The following is a 21774-nucleotide window of genomic DNA, read 5'->3' as shown; positions in this document are numbered from 1 at the left end:
TAACTCCTTGCCTAAAGGACTGAACTAAATCAGCCTTGTTTTTTAGTAACAGTTTCGACGATGTGCGCCGGAGCTGTATCGTATTTTTTGAATTCCATAGAGTAGCTTGCGCGACCCTGGGACATGGAACGAACGTCGGTCGCATAACCGAACATTTCACCCAACGGTACTTCAGCACGAATTACTTTGCCGGAGACCGTATCTTCCATACCCTGGATCATGCCGCGACGACGGTTCAAGTCGCCCATCACGTCACCCATATAGTCTTCAGGTGTAACAACCTCTACCGCCATGATCGGCTCAAGCAGCTCACCGCCACCTTTGGTAGCCAGTTGCTTGGTCGCCATGGAAGCAGCCACCTTAAACGCCATCTCGTTGGAGTCGACGTCGTGGTAAGAACCATCAAACACGGTAGCCTTCAGGCCGATCAGCGGATAGCCGGCAACAACACCGTTCTTCATCTGCTCTTCGATACCCTTCTGGATAGCCGGGATGTATTCCTTAGGAACCACACCACCTACCACTTCGTTCACGAACTGCAGACCTTCCTGACCTTCGTCAGCAGGTGCAAAACGAATCCAGCAGTGACCAAACTGGCCACGACCGCCGGACTGACGAACGAACTTGCCTTCGATCTCACAGTTCTTCGTGATGCGCTCACGATAGGAAACCTGAGGCTTACCGATGTTGGCTTCGACGTTGAACTCACGGCGCATCCGGTCAACCAGGATGTCCAGGTGCAGCTCGCCCATGCCAGAGATGATCGTTTGACCAGTCTCTTCATCAGTTTTAACGCGGAAAGATGGATCTTCCTGAGCAAGCTTGCCCAGTGCAACACCCATTTTTTCCTGGTCATCCTTGGTCTTAGGCTCTACGGCAACCGAAATAACCGGCTCCGGGAAGTCCATACGAACCAGAATGATTGGCTTGTCAGCGTTGCACAAAGTCTCACCAGTGGTGACGTCCTTCATGCCGATCAAGGCCGCGATGTCACCAGCGCGTACTTCCTTGATTTCTTCACGGGCGTTTGCGTGCATTTGCACCATACGACCCACGCGCTCTTTCTTGCCCTTAACCGAGTTGATTACGCCGTCGCCGGAGTTCAACACGCCCGAGTAAACACGGACGAAGGTCAAGGTACCCACGAATGGGTCGGTAGCGATCTTGAACGCCAGAGCCGAGAACGGCTCGTTGTCGTCTGCATGACGCTCCAGCTCGATAGTCTCGTCATCCGGGTCAGTACCCTTGATGGCAGGAATATCAGTCGGAGCCGGCAGGAAGTCGATAACGGCGTCGAGAACCAGGGGAACACCCTTGTTCTTGAAGGAAGAACCGCAAACAGCCAGGACGATCTCACCAGCGATAGTACGCTGACGCAGAGCCGCCTTGATTTCCGCGATGGTGAATTCTTCACCTTCGAGGTACTTGTTCATCAGCTCTTCATTGGCTTCGGCCGCAGCCTGAACCATGTTGTCGCGCCACTCGTCAGCAAGATCTTTCAGCTCAGCTGGAATTTCTTTGCGAACAGGAACCATACCTTTGTCAGCATCGTTCCAGTACACAGCTTCCATGTTGATCAGATCGATCTGACCCTGGAAGTTGTCTTCGGAACCGATAGCCAACTGGATTGGAACTGGAGTGTGGCCCAGACGCTTCTTGATCTGCTCGATAACGCGCAGGAAGTTGGCACCAGCACGGTCCATCTTGTTTACGTAAACAAGACGTGGAACGCCGTATTTGTTGGCTTGACGCCATACGGTTTCCGACTGAGGCTCAACGCCCGAGGTACCACAGAACACAACGACAGCGCCGTCGAGTACACGCAGGGAACGCTCAACTTCAATAGTGAAGTCAACGTGGCCCGGGGTATCGATTACGTTGAAGCGGTGCTCGTCCTTGTACTGCTTGGCAGAACCTTTCCAGAAGGCGGTAATGGCAGCAGAAGTAATGGTAATACCACGCTCCTGCTCCTGAACCATCCAGTCTGTGGTCGCGGCGCCATCATGCACCTCGCCCATTTTGTGACTTTTGCCAGTGTAAAACAGTACGCGCTCGGTGGTGGTGGTTTTACCAGCATCCACGTGAGCGACGATACCGATGTTACGGTAGCGACTAATCGGAGTAGTACGAGCCATAAAGCCCTCGCAAAATTAGTGAAGCTGAAATTAGAAGCGGTAGTGCGAGAAAGCTTTGTTAGCTTCGGCCATACGGTGCACGTCTTCACGCTTCTTAACAGCAGCACCTTTACCTTCGGCAGCGTCCAACAGTTCGCCAGCCAAACGCAGAGCCATAGACTTCTCGCCGCGCTTGCGGGCGAAGTCTACCAACCAGCGCATTGCCAGGGCGTTACGACGGGACGGGCGAACTTCGACCGGAACCTGGTAAGTAGCACCGCCTACACGGCGCGACTTCACTTCGACCAGCGGAGCGATGGCGTCGAGAGCTTTCTCGAAGAGTTCCAGGGGATCACTGTTCTTGCGTTCTTTAACCTTTTCCAGCGCGCCATAAACGATACGCTCGGCAACGGCTTTTTTGCCGCTTTCCATCACGTGGTTCATGAACTTGGCCAGAATTTGGCTTCCGTATTTTGGATCGTCAAGCACTTCGCGCTTGGCTGCTACGCGTCTTCTTGGCATGGATAAGCCCTCAAACGGTCTTCAGGTTAGCTCGGAACCATTACACCCCAGGGATGCAGGTCCGACCTTACTCTTATCGACTCAGAAAAAAAGAAATCTGCATTATTTACCGGAAACCGAAGACTACTTCGGCTTCTTGGTACCGTACTTCGAACGACCTTGGTTACGACCTTTAACGCCGGAAGTATCCAAAGAGCCGCGAACGGTGTGGTAACGAACACCTGGCAAGTCTTTTACACGACCGCCACGAATCAGTACCACGCTGTGTTCTTGCAGGTTGTGACCTTCACCACCGATGTACGAGGAAACCTCGAAACCGTTGGTCAGGCGCACACGGCATACTTTACGCAGTGCCGAGTTAGGTTTTTTCGGCGTAGTTGTATACACACGGGTGCATACGCCACGACGTTGCGGGCAGTTTTGCAGCGCAGGTACGTCGGATTTCTCGACGATACGCTTACGCGGCTGACGTACCAGCTGGTTGATAGTTGCCATCTACTAGCTCCACTGTTGTCTTGCGACGCTATTGTCTTGCAAGAAAAGCAAAATGGCAGGAACGAATTCCCGCCAAATTTAGGGGTACAAGAGTCTAAAGAGGATCTTGCCCCCAGTCAAGGCAAGGCCCCGACACTTCCACTCATCAAACCCAGACAAATTGTCTCGATTCGATGAACGGAACTGCCGGGGCCCGCCCATCATTTACCGCAGAACTCAGTTACCGCTCGAGTTCAGCGCTTCGGTCAGTGCAGCTTCCACTTCACTGGCGCTTACGCGCAACGGCTTGTCAGCCTCACGGCGGCGCTTACGCTCGCTGTGGTATGCCAAACCGGTACCTGCCGGGATCAGACGACCCACGACAACGTTTTCTTTCAGGCCGCGCAGGTAATCGCGCTTGCCGGTTACCGCCGCTTCGGTCAGTACTCGAGTGGTCTCCTGGAAAGAGGCCGCCGAGATGAACGATTCAGTCGACAACGACGCCTTGGTGATACCCAGCAGGACGCGAGTGAACTTGGACACGAACTTGTCTTCGTTGCCCAGACGCTCGTTCTCGGTCAATACCTGCGTCAACTCCATCTGGTCGCCCTTGATGAAGGTGGAATCGCCAGACTCGGCAATCTCAACTTTACGCAGCATCTGACGCAGAATGGTCTCGATGTGCTTATCGTTGATTTTTACGCCTTGCAGACGGTAAACGTCCTGGATCTCGTTAACGATGTACTTGGCCAGCGCACTCACACCCAGCAGACGCAGGATGTCGTGTGGATCGCTTGGACCGTCGGAGATAACTTCGCCGCGGTTCACTTGTTCGCCTTCGAAGACGTTCAGGTGGCGCCACTTTGGAATCAGCTCTTCGTACGGATCAGTACCGTCGTTCGGGGTAATAACCAGACGGCGCTTGCCTTTGGTTTCTTTACCGAACGCGATGGTGCCGCTGACTTCAGCCAGAATCGAGGCTTCTTTCGGACGACGGGCTTCGAACAAGTCAGCAACCCGTGGCAGACCACCGGTGATGTCTCGAGTTTTCGAAGTTTCTTGCGGAATACGAGCGATAACGTCACCGATCGCGATTTCCGCACCATCCGCTACACCGACCAAGGCGTTCGCTGGCAGGAAGTACTGAGCCGGTACGTCGGTACCTGGCAACAGCAGATCCTTGCCATCAACACCCACCATCTTGACGGCTGGACGAATGTCCTTGCCGGCAGCTGGACGGTCTTTGGCATCAAGTACTTCAATGTTGGTCATACCGGTCAATTCGTCAGTCTGACGCTTGATCGTGATGCCTTCTTCCATGCCCACGTAGGTCACGGTACCTTTCATTTCGGTAACGATTGGGTGAGTGTGAGGATCCCACTTGGCTACGATAGAGCCAGCGTCAACCTTGTCACCTTCTTTAACCGAAATCACGGCGCCGTACGGCAGCTTGTAACGCTCACGCTCACGACCGAAGTCATCAGCAATGGCCAGCTCACCGGAACGGGATACTGCAACCAGGCAGCCATCTACACGCTCAACGTGCTTCAGGTTGTGCAGACGGACAGTACCGCCATTCTTCACCTGAACGCTGTCAGCAGCGGAGGTCCGGCTTGCCGCACCACCGATGTGGAACGTACGCATGGTCAGCTGTGTACCCGGCTCACCGATCGACTGGGCAGCGATAACGCCGACAGCTTCACCGATGTTCACCTGGTGACCACGAGCCAGATCACGGCCGTAGCACTTGGCGCAGATACCGAAACGGGTTTCGCAGCTGATTGGCGAGCGCACGATCACTTCGTCGATGCTGTTCAGCTCGATGAATTCAACCCACTTCTCGTCAACCAGGGTGCCTGCAGGAACGATAACTTCCTCGGTGCCCGGCTTGAATACGTCACGGGCGATTACTCGACCCAGTACGCGCTCACCCAATGGCTCAACAACGTCGCCGCCTTCGATGTGCGGAGTCATCAGCAGACCGTGTTCGGTACCGCAGTCAACTTCAGTCACAACCAGATCTTGTGCAACGTCTACCAGACGACGTGTCAGGTAACCGGAGTTAGCTGTTTTCAAGGCGGTATCCGCCAGACCCTTACGAGCACCGTGAGTCGAGATGAAGTACTGAAGTACGCTCAAACCTTCACGGAAGTTCGCAGTAATCGGCGTTTCGATGATGGAACCGTCCGGCTTGGCCATCAGACCACGCATACCGGCCAGCTGACGGATCTGCGCAGCAGAACCCCGTGCGCCGGAGTCGGCCATCATGTACATCGAGTTGAACGATTCTTGCTCGACTTCGTTGCCGTGGCGGTCGATTACCTTCTCTTTCGAGAGGTTGGACATCATCGCCTTGGAAACTTCATCGTTAGCTTTCGACCAAAGGTCGATTACCTTGTTGTACTTCTCGCCCTGGGTTACCAGGCCGGAGGCGTACTGACTTTCGATCTCTTTCACTTCATCGGTTGCAGCAGCGATGATGCGAGCTTTTTCATCCGGGATAACGAAGTCGTTAACACCGATGGAAACGCCGGAGATGGTCGAGTAAGCAAAACCGGTGTACATCAACTGGTCAGCGAAGATCACGGTCTCTTTCAAACCAACCACGCGGTAGCACTGGTTGATCAGCTTGGAGATCGCTTTTTTCTTCATCGGCAGGTTGACGACGTCGTACGACAAACCTTTTGGCACAACCTGGAACAACAGCGCACGGCCGACAGTGGTGTCGACGATACGGGTGTTGGTCACGCTGCCGCCATCACGGTCGTTGACGGTTTCGTTGATACGAACCTTGACCTTGGCGTGCAGTGCGGCTTCGCCGGCACGGAATACACGGTCAACTTCCTGCAAGTCAGCGAATACACGACCTTCGCCTTTGGCGTTGATCGCTTCACGCGTCATGTAGTACAGACCCAATACAACGTCCTGCGACGGAACGATGATTGGCTCACCGTTGGCTGGCGACAGAATGTTGTTGGTCGACATCATCAACGCGCGCGCTTCCAACTGGGCTTCCAGTGTCAGCGGTACGTGCACGGCCATTTGGTCGCCGTCGAAGTCGGCGTTGTACGCAGCACAGACCAGAGGGTGCAGCTGGATAGCTTTACCTTCGATCAGTACCGGTTCAAACGCCTGGATACCCAGACGGTGAAGGGTCGGTGCACGGTTGAGAAGAACCGGGTGTTCGCGGATAACTTCAGCGAGAACGTCCCACACTTCCGGCAACTCGCGCTCAACCATCTTCTTGGCGGCTTTGATGGTGGTAGCAAGACCACGCATTTCCAGCTTGCCGAAAATGAACGGCTTGAACAGCTCGAGAGCCATTTTCTTCGGCAGACCGCACTGGTGCAGACGCAGGGTCGGACCTACGGTAATTACCGAACGACCCGAGTAGTCAACACGCTTACCGAGCAAGTTCTGACGGAAACGACCTTGCTTACCCTTGATCATGTCAGCCAGGGATTTCAGAGGACGCTTGTTCGAACCGGTGATAGCGCGACCACGACGGCCGTTGTCGAGCAGTGCGTCGACCGCTTCTTGCAACATACGCTTTTCGTTGCGCACGATGATGTCCGGAGCGGACAGATCAAGCAGGCGCTTCAAGCGGTTGTTACGGTTGATCACTCGACGGTACAGGTCGTTGAGGTCGGAAGTCGCGAAACGACCGCCATCCAACGGTACCAGAGGACGCAGATCTGGCGGCAGAACCGGCAGAACGGTCAGAACCATCCACTCCGGAAGGTTGCCGGAGCCCAGGAAGGCTTCCATCAACTTCAGGCGCTTGGACAGCTTCTTGATTTTGGTTTCAGAGTTGGTTTGCGGAATTTCTTCACGCAGACGGCCAATCTCGTGCTCCAGGTCGATAGCGTGCAGCAGTTCACGGACAGCTTCAGCACCCATGCGGGCATCAAAGTCGTCGCCGAACTCTTCCAGCGCTTCGAAGTACTGCTCATCGTTCAGCAGCTGACCTTTTTCCAGAGTGGTCATGCCCGGATCGATAACGACATAGCTCTCGAAGTAGAGAACGCGTTCGATATCACGCAGGGTCATGTCCATCAGCAAGCCGATACGGGACGGCAGCGATTTCAGGAACCAGATGTGAGCAACCGGCGAAGCCAGTTCGATGTGAGCCATGCGCTCGCGACGGACCTTGGCCAGTGCGACTTCAACGCCACACTTCTCACAGATCACACCGCGGTGCTTCAAGCGCTTGTACTTACCGCACAGGCACTCGTAATCCTTTACCGGGCCAAAGATCTTGGCGCAGAACAGGCCGTCACGCTCAGGCTTGAACGTACGGTAGTTGATGGTTTCCGGCTTTTTAACTTCACCGAACGACCACGAACGGATCATCTCAGGCGATGCCAATCCAATACGGATGGCGTCGAACTCTTCGACTTGACCCTGGTTTTTCAGCAAATTCAGTAGGTCTTTCAAGGCCTTTCCTCCTGGCGGAGCAGAGAGCGGGCCATACAGCCCCGCTCTCGATTCGCGTCACGTGTTATTCGGTTTCCAGATCGATATCGATGCCGAGGGAACGAATTTCTTTGATCAACACGTTGAAGGACTCGGGCATGCCCGGCTCCATACGGTGATCGCCGTCCACGATGTTTTTGTACATCTTGGTACGGCCGTTCACATCGTCCGACTTCACTGTGAGCATTTCTTGCAGAGTGTATGCCGCGCCGTAGGCTTCCAGCGCCCAGACCTCCATCTCCCCGAAACGCTGACCACCGAACTGTGCCTTACCACCCAGCGGCTGCTGGGTAACCAGGCTGTAAGAACCGGTAGAACGAGCGTGCATCTTGTCGTCTACCAAGTGGTTCAGCTTCAGCATGTACATGTAGCCAACGGTAACCGGACGCTCGAACTTGTTGCCGGTACGACCATCAGTCAGCACCATCTGGCCGCTGTCTGGCAGGTCTGCCAAACGAAGCATTGCCTTGATTTCGCTTTCCTTGGCACCGTCGAACACCGGGGTAGCCATTGGCACACCGCCGCGAAGGTTCTTCGCCAGATCCAGGATTTCCTGATCGGAGAAGTCATCCAGGCTTTCTTGACGACCGCCAATTTCGTTGTAGATCTCATGCAGGAACTTACGCAGGTCAGCGACCTTGCGTTGTTCTTCAATCATGAGGTTGATCTTCTCGCCCAGACCTTTGGCCGCGAGGCCCAGGTGAGTTTCGAGAATCTGACCAACGTTCATACGCGAAGGTACGCCCAACGGGTTGAGGACCACATCAACCGGGGTGCCATTGGCATCGTACGGCATGTCTTCAACCGGCATGATCACGGAGACCACACCCTTGTTACCGTGACGACCGGCCATCTTGTCACCCGGCTGGATGCGACGGCGGATTGCCAGGTAAACCTTGACGATTTTCAGCACGCCTGGAGCCAGGTCATCGCCCTGCTGCAGTTTGCGCTTCTTGTCTTCGAACTTGTCGTCCAGCAGACGACGGCGATCGATGATGTAAGCCTGAGCCTTTTCAAGCTGCTCGTTCAGAGCATCTTCAGCCATGCGCAGTTTGAACCACTGACCATGCTCAAGACCGTCCAGGATTTCATTGGTGATTTCCTGACCTTTCTTCAGACCGGCACCACCTTCGGCAATGCGGCCAACCAGAGCAGAGCGCAGACGTTCGAAGGTAGCGCCTTCAACGATACGGAACTCTTCGTTCAGATCCTTGCGGATCTCGTCCAGCTGGGTCTTCTCGATCGACAGTGCACGAGCATCACGCTCAACGCCGTCACGGGTGAAGACCTGCACGTCGATAACAGTACCTTTGGTACCGGTAGGTACGCGCAGGGAGGTGTCTTTAACGTCGCTGGCTTTTTCACCGAAGATGGCACGCAACAGCTTCTCTTCCGGAGTCAGCTGGGTCTCGCCTTTCGGAGTGACCTTACCTACCAGAATGTCGCCGGCGCCAACTTCAGCACCTACGTAAACGATACCGGCTTCGTCCAGTTTGTTCAGTGCAGCTTCACCCACGTTAGGGATGTCTGCAGTGATCTCTTCAGGCCCAAGCTTGGTGTCACGTGCCACACAGGTCAGTTCCTGAATGTGGATCGTGGTAAAGCGGTCTTCTTGAACAACTCGTTCCGACAAGCAGATGGAGTCTTCGAAGTTGTAACCGTTCCAGGCCATGAACGCGATGCGCATGTTTTGACCCAGCGCCAGCTCACCCATATCGGTGGACGGGCCGTCAGCCATGATGTCGCTACGCTGTACACGGTCACCCTTGCGCACCAGCGGACGCTGGTTGATGCAAGTGTTCTGGTTGGAACGGGTGTATTTGGTCAGGTTGTAGATGTCGACACCGGCTTCGCCAGTTTCAACTTCGTCATCAGCAACACGAACCACGATACGGCTGGCATCAACAGAGTCGATCACGCCGCCACGACGAGCCACGACGCAAACGCCGGAGTCACGAGCTACGTTACGCTCCATGCCGGTACCTACCAGCGGCTTGTCAGCGCGCAGGGTTGGTACAGCTTGACGCTGCATGTTGGAACCCATCAACGCACGGTTGGCGTCATCGTGTTCCAGGAACGGGATCAGCGACGCTGCAACCGAAACAACCTGCTTCGGCGAAACGTCCATCAAGGTGACGTCTTCCGGCGCCTTGACGGTGAATTCGTTCAAGTGACGAACAGCAACCAGCTCGTCGATCAGCACTTTCTTGTCGTTCATCGTGGCCGAGGCCTGAGCGATCACGTGATCAGCTTCTTCGATGGCGGACAGGAAAACGATCTCGTCAGTTACCAGTGCGTCTTTCACTACACGGTACGGGCTCTCGAGGAAGCCGTACTGGTTGGTGCGCGCATAGGCAGCCAGGGAGTTGATCAGACCGATGTTCGGACCTTCCGGCGTCTCAATAGGGCAAACACGGCCGTAGTGAGTCGGGTGTACGTCACGAACTTCAAAGCCCGCACGCTCACGCGTCAGACCGCCCGGGCCCAGTGCAGAAACACGGCGCTTGTGGGTGATCTCGGACAGAGGGTTGTTCTGGTCCATGAACTGGGACAGCTGGCTGGAACCGAAGAACTCTTTCACCGCCGCAGCCACAGGCTTGGCGTTGATCAGGTCTTGCGGCATCAGGCCTTCGCTTTCAGCCATCGACAGACGCTCTTTGACCGCACGCTCAACACGTACCAGGCCAACGCGGAACTGGTTCTCGGCCATTTCGCCTACACAGCGAACACGACGGTTACCCAGGTGGTCGATGTCATCGACGATGCCTTTACCGTTACGGATGTCGACCAGGGTCTTCAGCACGGCAACGATGTCTTCTTTGCACAACACGCCCGAACCTTCGATCTCGGTACGACCGATACGACGGTTGAACTTCATCCGGCCGACCGCAGACAGGTCATAGCGCTCAGGGCTGAAGAACAGGTTGTTGAACAGAGTCTCGGCAGCGTCTTTGGTTGGCGGCTCGCCTGGACGCATCATGCGATAGATTTCGACCAGCGCTTCCAGTTGGTTGCTGGTGGAGTCGATCTTCAGCGTGTCGGAGACGAACGGACCGCAGTCGATATCGTTGGTGTACAACGTTTCGATGCGAACAACCTGGCCCTTGGCAACTTTTGCCAGGATTTCAGTGGTCAGCTCGGTGTTGCACTCAGCAATGATTTCGCCAGTAGCCGGATGCACGATAGCCTTGGCCGTTGTGCGACCCAGGACATAGTCCAGAGGCATAACGAGCTCTTTGACACCGGCTTTTTCCAGCTGGTTGATATGACGGGCAGTGATACGACGACCCTGCTCAACAATCACCTTGCCTTTGTCATCGGTAATATCGATGGCCGCGATTTCACCGCGCAGACGCTGTGGAACCAGCTCCAGGCTGATGCTCTCACCCTGAACGTGGAACACGTTGGTGGTGTAGAACGCGTCCAGCACTTGCTCAGTGGTATAACCCAGCGCGCGCAGCAATACCGATGCAGGCAGCTTGCGACGACGGTCAATACGCACGAACACGCAGTCTTTCGGGTCGAACTCGAAATCGAGCCACGAACCACGGTAAGGAATGATACGCGCGGAATAAAGCAGCTTACCGGAGCTGTGCGTCTTGCCGCGGTCGTGGTCAAAGAACACGCCCGGGGAACGGTGCAGCTGGGAAACAATTACACGCTCGGTACCGTTGATTACGAAGGTACCGTTTTCAGTCATCAGGGGGATTTCACCCATGTAGACTTCTTGCTCTTTGATGTCCTTGATCGCTTTGTTCGACGATTCTTTGTCGAAAATGATCAAACGAACTTTTACCCGCAAAGGTACGGCGTACGTTACGCCACGCAACACGCATTCTTTGACATCAAATGCCGGTTCGCCCAAGCGATAACCGACGTACTCCAGCGCAGCATTGCCGGAGTAGCTGATGATCGGGAAAACGGATTTGAAGGCCGCATGCAGGCCCACGTCGCGGAACTGATCTTTAGTCGCTCCCGCCTGCAAGAATTCACGATACGAATCCAGCTGGATTGCCAAGAGATACGGCACATCCATGACGTCCGGCAACTTGCTAAAGTCCTTGCGGATACGTTTTTTCTCAGTATATGAGTAAGCCATCAGCGTTCCCCAGCTTGGTCACCTGCTTGTTTGGCCTCTCCCGACGGGAGCAGCCAGAAAATCGTGCAAACCCCTTGGTTTGCTCCACCGCACAGGGTGGTTACAGCACGTTAAAGGCACCAACCTAGTCGGCTGCCAATAACGGAAAAAGGCCGGTGGCAAGAGCCACCAGCCATCAGCCTCAGCTTAACGCCTGGGCTGGAAACGCAAGGTCGATGCTTACTTCAGCTCGACTTTAGCGCCTGCTTCTTCCAAGGTAGCCTTGGCTTTGTCAGCTGCTTCTTTAGCAACAGCTTCCAGTACCATAGCTGGAGCGCCGTCAACTACTGCCTTGGCTTCTTTCAAGCCCAGACCAGTCAGCTCACGAACAGCCTTGATCACGTTAACTTTCTTCTCGCCAGCTTCCAGCAGCATAACGTTGAATTCAGTTTGCTCTTCAACAACAGCAGCGGCAGCAGCAGGACCAGCAGAAGCAGCAGCAGCGGAAACGCCGAACTTCTCTTCCATTGCTTTGATCAGTTCAACGATTTCCAGAACGGATTTTTCGCCGATTGCTTCGATGATTTGGTCGTTAGTCAGAGACATGACTATAAATTCCTGTATTGGGGTGACAGCCTACGCGGCCATCGAAATAAACAATAAACGCTGAAAGGAGTCGCTCAGCCTTAGGCTGCAGCAGCTTCTTTCTGGTCGCGAAGGGCCGCCAGAGTACGAGCCAATTTGCTGGTAGCGCCTTGAATCACGCTCATCAGCTGAGAAATTGCTTCGTCACGGGTCGGCAGACTTGCCAGTACGTCGATCTGATTAGCTGCGAGGAACTTGCCCTCGAACGCAGCTGCCTTGATCTCGAACTTATCCTGACCTTTTGCGAACTCTTTGAAGATACGAGCAGCAGCGCCCGGATGTTCTTGCGAGAATGCAATCAAGGTCGGGCCAGTGAACACGTCGTTGAGAACACTGTATTCAGTGTCAGCAACAGCGCGCTTGAGCAGGGTGTTACGTACAACACGTACGTAAACGCCAGCTTCACGAGCCTCTTTACGGAGTCCGGTCATAGCGCCTACTGTCACACCGCGGGCATCAGCCACAACAGCGGACAGGGCAACTTTGGCAGCCTCGTTGACTTCAGCGACGATGGCCTTCTTGTCTTCGAGTTTAATTGCCACGGGTTTAACTCCTGCTTGTTACCGTTTCATCTGGCCGAGGCCTGATGTCGTTTTGGTGTCTGATTCGGTAAGGAACCGGGAGCACCATCTGCGTAGGCTTGAGGTTTAAGGCTTTCGCCGCCTACGGTCTTGGATAGCCCCCGCCAGGCAGGGACCCCAATCTTTCAATTGGCGCATTTGACTGCGCCAATTTTGTCTTACGCGTCCAGGGAACCCTGGTCGATGACCAGGCCCGGGCCCATAGTGGTGCTCAGGGTTACGCGCTTAACATAAATACCTTTCGAGGAAGCTGGTTTGATACGCTTCAGATCAGCGATCAGGGCTTCAACGTTTTCCTTCAGCTGAACGGCGTCGAAGCCGATCTTGCCAACGGAAGTGTGAATGATACCGTTTTTGTCGGTGCGATAACGAACCTGACCAGCCTTCGCGTTCTTAACAGCGGTGGCTACGTCTGGAGTTACAGTACCAACCTTAGGGTTAGGCATCAGACCACGTGGGCCCAGGATCTGACCCAACTGACCAACAACACGCATTGCGTCCGGGGATGCAATAACTACGTCGTAGTTCAGGTCGCCGCCTTTCATTTCGGCAGCCAGGTCGTCCATACCAACGCGATCAGCGCCGGCAGCCAGAGCAGCTTCAGCAGCTGGACCCTGAGTGAACACAGCAACACGTACAGTCTTGCCAGTGCCGTGTGGCAGCACAGTAGCGCTACGAACAACCTGGTCAGATTTACGTGGGTCTACGCCCAGGTTAACGGCGATGTCGAAAGACTCGCTGAATTTTACAGTCGACAGCTCAGCCAGCAAAGCAGCAGCGTCTACAAAATTGTAAGACTTGCCAGCTTCGATTTTACCGGCGATTGCCTTTTGACGCTTGGTCAGCTTAGCCATTACACACCCTCCACGTTAAGGCCCATGCTACGAGCAGAACCGGCGATAGTACGCACGGCTGCTTCCATATCAGCTGCAGTCAGATCCGCGTTTTTGGTTTTCGCGATTTCTTCCAGCTGAGCACGAGTTACAGTGCCAACCTTAACGGTGTTTGGACGAGCGGAACCGCTAGTCAGACCGGCAGCCTTCTTCAGCAGAACCGAAGCAGGGGTCGACTTGGTTTCGAACGTGAAGCTACGGTCGCTGTATACAGTGATGATCACTGGAGTCGGCAGGCCTGGCTCAATACCCTGAGTACGGGCGTTGAAAGCCTTGCAGAATTCCATGATGTTCACGCCGTGCTGACCCAGAGCCGGACCAACAGGTGGGCTTGGGTTAGCCTGAGCGGCCTTCACTTGCAGCTTGATGTAAGCGGTAATCTTCTTAGCCATGAGGCACTCCAATTACGGGTTCAATCGCCTAAAGAGGCTCCCCGGTTACTTGCGCGTTTATCCCAGTGACGACAAAACCCCACAGCCTAGGCCATGGGGTTGGGATTCGTGTTTAACTAGACCTTTTCGACCTGGCTAAACTCTAGCTCTACCGGAGTAGAGCGACCGAAAATGAGCACCGCCACTTGAATGCGGCTCTTTTCGTAGTTAACTTCTTCGACCGTGCCATTGAAATCGGCAAACGGACCGTCGGTAACACGGACAACTTCGCCCGGCTCGAACAGTGTTTTCGGCTTGGGCTTGTCGCTGCCATCAGCTACGCGACGCAGAATTGCTTCTGCTTCTTTATCAGTGATAGGTGCCGGTTTATCAGCAGTACCACCAATGAAGCCCATGACACGCGGAGTGTCCTTGACCAAGTGCCAAGTCCCTTCGCTCATGTCCATCTGAACCAGCACATAACCAGGGAAGAACTTGCGTTCGCTTTTGCGCTTCTGGCCATTACGCATTTCAACCACTTCTTCAGTGGGAACCAGAATTTCGCCGAAGCCATCTTCCATGCCTGCCAGCTTAATACGCTCTATCAGAGAGCGCATAACATGCTTTTCGTAACCCGAATAAGCATGCACTACGTACCAACGCTTAGCCACGGGACACCCTTAGCCAACAATCAAGGAAACGAGCCAGCCGAGCAGGGAATCCAAACCCCACAACAGCAACGCCATAACAAGAACAACAGCCACCACGATCAACGTGGTCTGCGTAGTTTCTTGGCGAGTTGGCCATACGACTTTACGAATCTCAGTACGAGCTTCCTTTACCAGGACAGCGAACGACTTGCCTTTTGCCGTCTGCAAGCCCACATAGGCAGCAACAGCAGCAATCACAAGAAGTGCAATGACGCGATACAGGATCGGCGAACCAGAATAATACTGATTCCCAACAACGCCAACCACCACAAGAGCTACCACTACAAGCCACTTGAGGAGATCGAAGCGAGAGCCTTGAACTTCAGCCTTGGGAGTCATCAAAGAGGATCCTGTGAAAAGAAAGCCAGACGCAATGAGCGAATCTGGCAGGTCAGGAGGGAATCGAACCCCCAACCTACGGTTTTGGAGACCGTCGCTCTGCCAATTGAGCTACTGACCTAAAACATTATCGAGCCGCGGATTATGCCGACACGAGAGAGACTTTTCAACAACAAGCGCAATTACTTTTGCAATCAACCCTATCCAAGCAGAGAATTGCCAGCGAATAGCAGAATGCGAGCTACTCACAACCGTAACAACCAACCAGGGCAGTGACACCTAAAAACAGCGCCACCAGCAAACACCCCAGACAGGCTATGCACCTGTTAAAACAAAGGCAGATATTTTCATATCTGCCTTGTTATATGGAGCTCTTGAGCGGATTTGAACCGCTGACCTCACCCTTACCAAGGGTGTGCTCTACCAACTGAGCTACAAGAGCAAAACATGTCGCGAAAACAGCTAGACTGGAGCGGGTGGCGGGAATCGAACCCGCATCATTAGCTTGGAAGGCTAAGGTTCTACCACTAAACTACACCCGCAAATCTTGCTGCTCTAGCTTAAATATGGTGGAGGGGGAAGGATTCGAACCTTCGAAGTCGTAGACGTCAGATTTACAGTCTGATCCCTTTGGCCGCTCGGGAACCCCTCCTGAGCTGGTTAGAATTCTACATCATTCCAACCTTATGTCAACCACTTTCTTCAATTAAATCAGGAAGTTAGCAACTTGACTCGCTTCACACCTAGTAGCCTGTTTGGCGTTCACTGTGGAGCGGGCGCCATTCTATGCAAACTATCGGGTACCTGCAAGCCCTCACAGCGCATTTTTTTGTATTTTAACCCATTGAATTCATTAACAAGGTTCTGCAAAACCATTTCACTGGCCGCAGCAGTGCCTTGCGGGCTGATCTTGAGGGCATAGCCAGGCATTTCAGCCTGCTCACCTTCGACTTGGGTAGATGCTATCCCCATCTCAGACAACCTGCGCTGCAGGCCGTGCAGCTGTTCTTGCACAGGTAAATTGCCTAAAAACATGCATTGCGCACTCAGCGCCTGGTCAATGGCGACTGCACCTCCCCCACCTGCCGGCTGCACCTCGCCAAGCAGGCGTATGCCCTGATGACTGCCCTTGTACAAAGACAAGGAAACAACTTCTTTGGCCCTCAACGGAGCCTCTTGCTGGTGCCATATGTAATAAAAGACATTCAGTACAACCAGCAGCAGAAACAGCCAACGCATAGAAACCTCAAGGAAGGGGACAAACCACCGCCAAACCGACAAATACCAGGTCTTGCACCAAGCGCGCTTCTGGAACCATATCCTTTACCAGGCTTGCGTCACCGCCGGTAAGAAAAACTTCAAAGTCTTCTCCCCAGTACTCGCGCGCCAATTCCAGCTGGGTCATCACAAAGCCCCGCAGCATCAACAAACACCCACGCTCAACAGCCTCAACCGTCGTACGCCCGGGCGTACGCTGGAGCAAGGCCTGCTCCGCAGAGAGGTCGTCATACCGGATACGGCGTGTATGAGTACGCAACTGATCGCGCATCAAGGGCATCCCGGGACAAATAAACCCGCCCAGGTGCTGACCGTCAGCAGCCACGAAGTCCGCCGTTACCGCCGTGCCGAAATCCAGTACCAGGCACGCGCTCTTCGCCAACTCAAAAGCACCAACCACGGCAAGCCAGCGATCGAGCCCCAAACGGGCAAACTCCTCATAACCGTTACTGACACCTGCGGCACTCCTTGCAGGCTGCGCGCACTGTGCAGCCACACCAAAGGTCGTCACGATGGAGGCCACCAGGCTCGATGTCTCATCATCACTGCGCACACTGACCAACCGGCAGTGGGTGATGTTCAACCCCGGAACGGCCAACACCGCGGCCAGCAGCGCAGCATCAGAGTCAACTACGCCCCCACCCACCGCCACCCCGGCGTCAAGGGCACGCCACTTTATAAAACTGTTGCCACAGTCCATCTCAAGAATCATGGCGCAACCTCAAGCTAAGCTCACCGCCGCTGTACACTTTCTCTTCGCCATTGACACTCATGCGCAGCGCGCCCTGCTGATCAATACCCATGACAGTGCCATCCACCTGATGCACTCCAGCTATCAGAGAGACTTCACGACCCTGCCACAAGTGGTTTTGCTCCCACTGCGCCTGCAATGCCGAAAAGCCCTCGGTAGCATGGCGCTTCAGATACACCAGCAGGCTATCGTTGAGTTTCGAAATCAGCGCATTGCGGTTTACCGAATGACCTGACTCGAGAAATACCGAGGTCCAGGCCTGATCTACCTCGCTGGCCACCCGCATATTGACGTTAATGCCGATCCCCAGAACCACATGACACACATCAGCCGGATCGCCGACCAACTCAAGCAAAATGCCGGCAATTTTCTTGTTGCCTACGAGCACATCATTTGGCCATTTGAGGCCGGCGTCAGATATCCCCACCCCGCGAAGCGCACTCAGTACTGCCAGACCAACCACAAGGCTAAGCCCTTCAAGCTGGCGCATCCCGCCATCCATGCGAAGAACAAGGCTGTAGTAGATATTTTCTGCGAAAGGACTGACCCATTTGCGGCCTCTTCGTCCACGACCAGCAGTTTGCCGCTCAGCCGTAACAACAAACGGCGCCGCAGTGCCACTGTCGATCGCGCGCAAGGCCTCGGCATTGGTGGAGTCTAATGAATCATGAATAGAGACAGGCCATGGGCTGGCAGTCAACTGGTCCTGCTCAAGGAGCTCAAGCGGTGCAGCTAACTGATAGCCACGACCACGAACTTTATGAATCGACAGGTTCAGGTTGGATTCCAAAAGCTGGAGCTGCTTCCAGACTGCACTGCGGCTAACGCCAAGTGCAGCACCAAGCGCTTGCCCTGAGTGGAATCGACCATCTTTGAGGAGTTTCAACAACGTCAGCATGCATGTATCGCCTCACAATGAGGCACGCATGATAGCCATGAGCGGCGCCATTGCATAGAAACCCCGCGCACACAGCAAGCTAACAGCTTGGGGCAAGCCGAGAGCACACAGTTTGAAGCTTGCGACCGCTTTTTCGCGCACAAAAACAAACCCCCTGTCTGCGTGAGCAGACAGGGGGTTTGGAATTTAATCTTGACGATGACCTACTCTCACATGGGGAAACCCCACACTACCATCGGCGATGCATCGTTTCACTACTGAGTTCGGGATGGGATCAGGTGGTTCCAATGCTCTATGGTCGTCAAGAAATTCGGTAGCCAGGTCGTTTACCTTTCGGTTTACGCTCCAGCGAATGGGTATGTAATAGATATGGTGTTTTGTGAACCGCAAACTTTCGGTCTGTATCGTCTTCACACACCGCAACTTGCTCTAAGCAAATTGCTTGGGTGTTATATGGTCAAGCCTCACGGGCAATTAGTATTGGTTAGCTCAACGCCTCACAGCGCTTACACACCCAACCTATCAACGTCGTAGTCTTCGACGGCCCTTTAGGGAACTCAAGGTTCCAGTGAGATCTCATCTTGAGGCAAGTTTCCCGCTTAGATGCTTTCAGCGGTTATCTTTCCCGAACATAGCTACCCGGCAATGCCACTGGCGTGACAACCGGAACACCAGAGGTTCGTCCACTCCGGTCCTCTCGTACTAGGAGCAGCCCCTCTCAAATCTCAAACGTCCACGGCAGATAGGGACCGAACTGTCTCACGACGTTCTAAACCCAGCTCGCGTACCACTTTAAATGGCGAACAGCCATACCCTTGGGACCGGCTTCAGCCCCAGGATGTGATGAGCCGACATCGAGGTGCCAAACACCGCCGTCGATATGAACTCTTGGGCGGTATCAGCCTGTTATCCCCGGAGTACCTTTTATCCGTTGAGCGATGGCCCTTCCATACAGAACCACCGGATCACTAAGACCTACTTTCGTACCTGCTCGACGTGTCTGTCTCGCAGTCAAGCGCGCTTTTGCCTTTATACTCTACGACCGATTTCCGACCGGTCTGAGCGCACCTTCGTACTCCTCCGTTACTCTTTAGGAGGAGACCGCCCCAGTCAAACTACCCACCATACACTGTCCTCGATCCGGATAACGGACCTGAGTTAGAACCTCAAAGTTGCCAGGGTGGTATTTCAAGGTTGGCTCCACGCAAACTGGCGTTCACGCTTCAAAGCCTCCCACCTATCCTACACAAGCAAATTCAAAGTCCAGTGCAAAGCTATAGTAAAGGTTCACGGGGTCTTTCCGTCTAGCCGCGGATACACTGCATCTTCACAGCGATTTCAATTTCACTGAGTCTCGGGTGGAGACAGCGCCGCCATCGTTACGCCATTCGTGCAGGTCGGAACTTACCCGACAAGGAATTTCGCTACCTTAGGACCGTTATAGTTACGGCCGCCGTTTACCGGGGCTTCGATCAAGAGCTTCGCGTTAGCTAACCCCATCAATTAACCTTCCGGCACCGGGCAGGCGTCACACCCTATACGTCCACTTTCGTGTTTGCAGAGTGCTGTGTTTTTAATAAACAGTCGCAGCGGCCTGGTATCTTCGACCGACAGGGGCTTACGCAGTAAATGCTTCACCTCCATCGGCGCACCTTCTCCCGAAGTTACGGTGCCATTTTGCCTAGTTCCTTCACCCGAGTTCTCTCAAGCGCCTTGGTATTCTCTACCCAACCACCTGTGTCGGTTTGGGGTACGGTTCCTGGTTACCTGAAGCTTAGAAGCTTTTCTTGGAAGCATGGCATCAACCACTTCGTGTTCTAAAAGAACACTCGTCATCAGCTCTCGGCCTTAGAATCCCGGATTTACCTAAGATTCCAGCCTACCACCTTAAACTTGGACAACCAACGCCAAGCTGGCCTAGCCTTCTCCGTCCCTCCATCGCAATAACCAGAAGTACAGGAATATTAACCTGTTTTCCATCGACTACGCTTTTCAGCCTCGCCTTAGGGACCGACTAACCCTGCGTCGATTAACGTTGCGCAGGAAACCTTGGTCTTTCGGCGTGGGTGTTTTTCACACCCATTATCGTTACTCATGTCAGCATTCGCACTTCTGATACCTCCAGCAAGCTTCTCAACTCACCTTCACAGGCTTACAGAACGCTCCTCTACCGCATCATCCTAAGATGATACCCGTAGCTTCGGTGTATGGTTTGAGCCCCGTTAAATCTTCCGCGCAGGCCGACTCGACTAGTGAGCTATTACGCTTTCTTTAAAGGGTGGCTGCTTCTAAGCCAACCTCCTAGCTGTCTAAGCCTTCCCACATCGTTTCCCACTTAACCATAACTTTGGGACCTTAGCTGACGGTCTGGGTTGTTTCCCTTTTCACGACGGACGTTAGCACCCGCCGTGTGTCTCCCATGCTCGGCACTTGTAGGTATTCGGAGTTTGCATCGGTTTGGTAAGCCGGGATGGCCCCCTAGCCGAAACAGTGCTCTACCCCCTACAGTGATACATGAGGCGCTACCTAAATAGCTTTCGAGGAGAACCAGCTATCTCCGAGCTTGATTAGCCTTTCACTCCGATCCACAGGTCATCCGCTAACTTTTCAACGGTAGTCGGTTCGGTCCTCCAGTTAGTGTTACCCAACCTTCAACCTGCCCATGGATAGATCGCCCGGTTTCGGGTCTATTCCCAGCGACTAGACGCCCTATTAAGACTCGCTTTCGCTACGCCTCCCCTATTCGGTTAAGCTTGCCACTGAAAATAAGTCGCTGACCCATTATACAAAAGGTACGCAGTCACCCAACAAAGTGGGCTCCCACTGCTTGTACGCATACGGTTTCAGGATCTATTTCACTCCCCTCTCCGGGGTTCTTTTCGCCTTTCCCTCACGGTACTAGTTCACTATCGGTCAGTCAGTAGTATTTAGCCTTGGAGGATGGTCCCCCCATATTCAGACAAAGTTTCTCGTGCTCCGTCCTACTCGATTTCACTGCAAAGATGTTTTCGCGTACAGGGCTATCACCCACTATGGCCGCACTTTCCAGAGCGTTCCGCTAACATCAATACAGCTTAAGGGCTGGTCCCCGTTCGCTCGCCACTACTAAGGGAATCTCGGTTGATTTCTTTTCCTCAGGGTACTTAGATGTTTCAGTTCCCCTGGTTCGCTTCTTAAGCCTATGTATTCAGCTTAAGATACCTAACTTATGTTAGGTGGGTTCCCCCATTCAGACATCTCCGGATCAAAGTCTGTTTGCCGACTCCCCGAAGCTTTTCGCAGGCTACCACGTCTTTCATCGCCTCTGACTGCCAAGGCATCCACCGTATGCGCTTCTTCACTTGACCATATAACCCCAAGCAATCTGGTTATACTATGAAGACGACATTCGCCGAAAATTCGCTGCTCAATTAAGAGCAATCACAAATTTTACCTTAGCCTGAATAAACACCAGTGAAAGTGCTATCCAGTCTAACTTTCTATTACATACCCAAATTTTTAAAGAACGATCTAATCAAAAGATCAGAAATCAACATTCACCATCATTTGATGGAATGCTCATTTCTAAGCTTTACGACAGAAAAACCGCAGATCAACTCTGCAGTTATCGTCTTCTACAATGAATCAAGCAATTCGTGTGGGAA

General features: G+C 53.7%; 14 protein-coding genes, 4 tRNA genes and 2 rRNA genes. All 20 read right to left on the bottom strand.

Annotated elements, in window-relative coordinates; translation table 11 throughout:
• Positions 1-29: 29 nt before the first annotated feature.
• Positions 30-2135 carry an elongation factor G gene (gene fusA / locus V6L81_RS05685; RefSeq protein WP_094999500.1) on the bottom strand — a complete coding sequence of 702 codons (2106 nt, stop codon included), beginning with the start codon at positions 2133-2135 and terminating at the stop codon, positions 30-32.
• A gap of 30 nt (positions 2136-2165) precedes the next feature.
• Complete coding sequence (rpsG, locus tag V6L81_RS05680) at positions 2166-2636, bottom strand: 30S ribosomal protein S7 (RefSeq protein WP_016779172.1); 471 nt, start codon at positions 2634-2636, stop codon at positions 2166-2168.
• A 123-nt stretch (positions 2637-2759) separates the two neighbouring features.
• Positions 2760-3131: a 30S ribosomal protein S12 gene (gene rpsL, locus V6L81_RS05675; RefSeq protein WP_002555494.1), complete on the bottom strand. Its 372-nt coding sequence runs from the start codon at positions 3129-3131 to the stop codon at positions 2760-2762.
• A gap of 216 nt (positions 3132-3347) precedes the next feature.
• Positions 3348-7547 carry a DNA-directed RNA polymerase subunit beta' gene (rpoC, locus tag V6L81_RS05670; protein ID WP_094999501.1) on the bottom strand — a complete coding sequence of 1400 codons (4200 nt, stop codon included), beginning with the start codon at positions 7545-7547 and terminating at the stop codon, positions 3348-3350.
• A gap of 64 nt (positions 7548-7611) precedes the next feature.
• A complete protein-coding gene (rpoB, locus tag V6L81_RS05665) occupies positions 7612-11685 on the bottom strand; it encodes a DNA-directed RNA polymerase subunit beta (RefSeq protein WP_016779170.1) in 4074 nt (1357 codons plus the stop codon).
• 219 nt (positions 11686-11904) lie between these two features.
• Positions 11905-12270: a 50S ribosomal protein L7/L12 gene (gene rplL, locus V6L81_RS05660; protein ID WP_016779169.1), complete on the bottom strand. Its 366-nt coding sequence runs from the start codon at positions 12268-12270 to the stop codon at positions 11905-11907.
• A gap of 80 nt (positions 12271-12350) precedes the next feature.
• A complete protein-coding gene (rplJ, locus tag V6L81_RS05655) occupies positions 12351-12851 on the bottom strand; it encodes a 50S ribosomal protein L10 (RefSeq protein WP_016779168.1) in 501 nt (166 codons plus the stop codon).
• A gap of 197 nt (positions 12852-13048) precedes the next feature.
• Positions 13049-13744 carry a 50S ribosomal protein L1 gene (gene rplA, locus V6L81_RS05650; protein WP_016779167.1) on the bottom strand — a complete coding sequence of 232 codons (696 nt, stop codon included), beginning with the start codon at positions 13742-13744 and terminating at the stop codon, positions 13049-13051.
• Entirely contained in the window at positions 13744-14175 is a 432-nt protein-coding gene (rplK, locus tag V6L81_RS05645) for a 50S ribosomal protein L11 (RefSeq protein WP_008008888.1), read from the bottom strand. The genes rplA and rplK overlap by 1 nt, the downstream gene beginning before the upstream one ends.
• 116 nt (positions 14176-14291) lie before the next feature.
• Positions 14292-14825: a transcription termination/antitermination protein NusG gene (gene nusG / locus V6L81_RS05640; RefSeq protein ID WP_026014126.1), complete on the bottom strand. Its 534-nt coding sequence runs from the start codon at positions 14823-14825 to the stop codon at positions 14292-14294.
• Between the two features lie 9 nt (positions 14826-14834).
• Positions 14835-15203 carry a preprotein translocase subunit SecE gene (gene secE, locus V6L81_RS05635; protein ID WP_016779165.1) on the bottom strand — a complete coding sequence of 123 codons (369 nt, stop codon included), beginning with the start codon at positions 15201-15203 and terminating at the stop codon, positions 14835-14837.
• A 45-nt stretch (positions 15204-15248) separates the two neighbouring features.
• A tRNA-Trp gene (locus V6L81_RS05630) sits at positions 15249-15324 on the bottom strand.
• Between the two features lie 245 nt (positions 15325-15569).
• Positions 15570-15645: transfer RNA gene (locus V6L81_RS05625), tRNA-Thr, on the bottom strand.
• Between the two features lie 26 nt (positions 15646-15671).
• A tRNA-Gly gene (locus tag V6L81_RS05620) sits at positions 15672-15745 on the bottom strand.
• Between the two features lie 25 nt (positions 15746-15770).
• Positions 15771-15855, bottom strand: a tRNA-Tyr gene (locus V6L81_RS05615).
• 110 nt (positions 15856-15965) lie between these two features.
• Complete coding sequence (locus tag V6L81_RS05610) at positions 15966-16442, bottom strand: hypothetical protein (RefSeq protein WP_338660533.1); 477 nt, start codon at positions 16440-16442, stop codon at positions 15966-15968.
• 7 nt (positions 16443-16449) lie between these two features.
• Positions 16450-17193 carry a pantothenate kinase gene (locus V6L81_RS05605; protein ID WP_095019087.1) on the bottom strand — a complete coding sequence of 248 codons (744 nt, stop codon included), beginning with the start codon at positions 17191-17193 and terminating at the stop codon, positions 16450-16452.
• A complete protein-coding gene (gene birA / locus V6L81_RS05600) occupies positions 17183-18130 on the bottom strand; it encodes a bifunctional biotin--[acetyl-CoA-carboxylase] ligase/biotin operon repressor BirA (RefSeq protein ID WP_338660532.1) in 948 nt (315 codons plus the stop codon). The genes V6L81_RS05605 and birA overlap by 11 nt, the downstream gene beginning before the upstream one ends.
• 190 nt (positions 18131-18320) lie before the next feature.
• A 5S ribosomal RNA gene (rrf, locus tag V6L81_RS05595) occupies positions 18321-18436 on the bottom strand.
• A gap of 147 nt (positions 18437-18583) precedes the next feature.
• Positions 18584-21477, bottom strand: a 23S ribosomal RNA gene (locus V6L81_RS05590).
• Between the last annotated feature and the right edge of the window lie 297 nt (positions 21478-21774).

It is taken from the genome of Pseudomonas bubulae (genome assembly GCF_037023725.1).
Taxonomy (GTDB): Bacteria; Pseudomonadota; Gammaproteobacteria; order Pseudomonadales; family Pseudomonadaceae; genus Aquipseudomonas; species Aquipseudomonas bubulae.
This window is presented reverse-complemented; position numbering and strand designations above follow the sequence as displayed.

Excerpts from the sequence above, each read along its gene's own strand:
- birA (WP_338660532.1), bottom strand. The coding sequence starts at position 18,130 with ATGCTGACGTTGTTGAAACTCCTCAAAGATGGTCGATTCCACTCAGGG.
- rpsL (WP_002555494.1), bottom strand. The coding sequence starts at position 3,131 with ATGGCAACTATCAACCAGCTGGTACGTCAGCCGCGTAAGCGTATCGTC.
- V6L81_RS05610 (WP_338660533.1), bottom strand. The coding sequence starts at position 16,442 with ATGCGTTGGCTGTTTCTGCTGCTGGTTGTACTGAATGTCTTTTATTAC.
- secE (WP_016779165.1), bottom strand. The coding sequence starts at position 15,203 with ATGACTCCCAAGGCTGAAGTTCAAGGCTCTCGCTTCGATCTCCTCAAG.
- rplK (WP_008008888.1), bottom strand. The coding sequence starts at position 14,175 with ATGGCTAAGAAGATTACCGCTTACATCAAGCTGCAAGTGAAGGCCGCT.
- fusA (WP_094999500.1), bottom strand. The coding sequence starts at position 2,135 with ATGGCTCGTACTACTCCGATTAGTCGCTACCGTAACATCGGTATCGTC.
- rplL (WP_016779169.1), bottom strand. The coding sequence starts at position 12,270 with ATGTCTCTGACTAACGACCAAATCATCGAAGCAATCGGCGAAAAATCC.
- rpoB (WP_016779170.1), bottom strand. The coding sequence starts at position 11,685 with ATGGCTTACTCATATACTGAGAAAAAACGTATCCGCAAGGACTTTAGC.
- rpsG (WP_016779172.1), bottom strand. The coding sequence starts at position 2,636 with ATGCCAAGAAGACGCGTAGCAGCCAAGCGCGAAGTGCTTGACGATCCA.
- rplA (WP_016779167.1), bottom strand. The coding sequence starts at position 13,744 with ATGGCTAAGCTGACCAAGCGTCAAAAGGCAATCGCCGGTAAAATCGAA.
- V6L81_RS05605 (WP_095019087.1), bottom strand. The coding sequence starts at position 17,193 with ATGATTCTTGAGATGGACTGTGGCAACAGTTTTATAAAGTGGCGTGCC.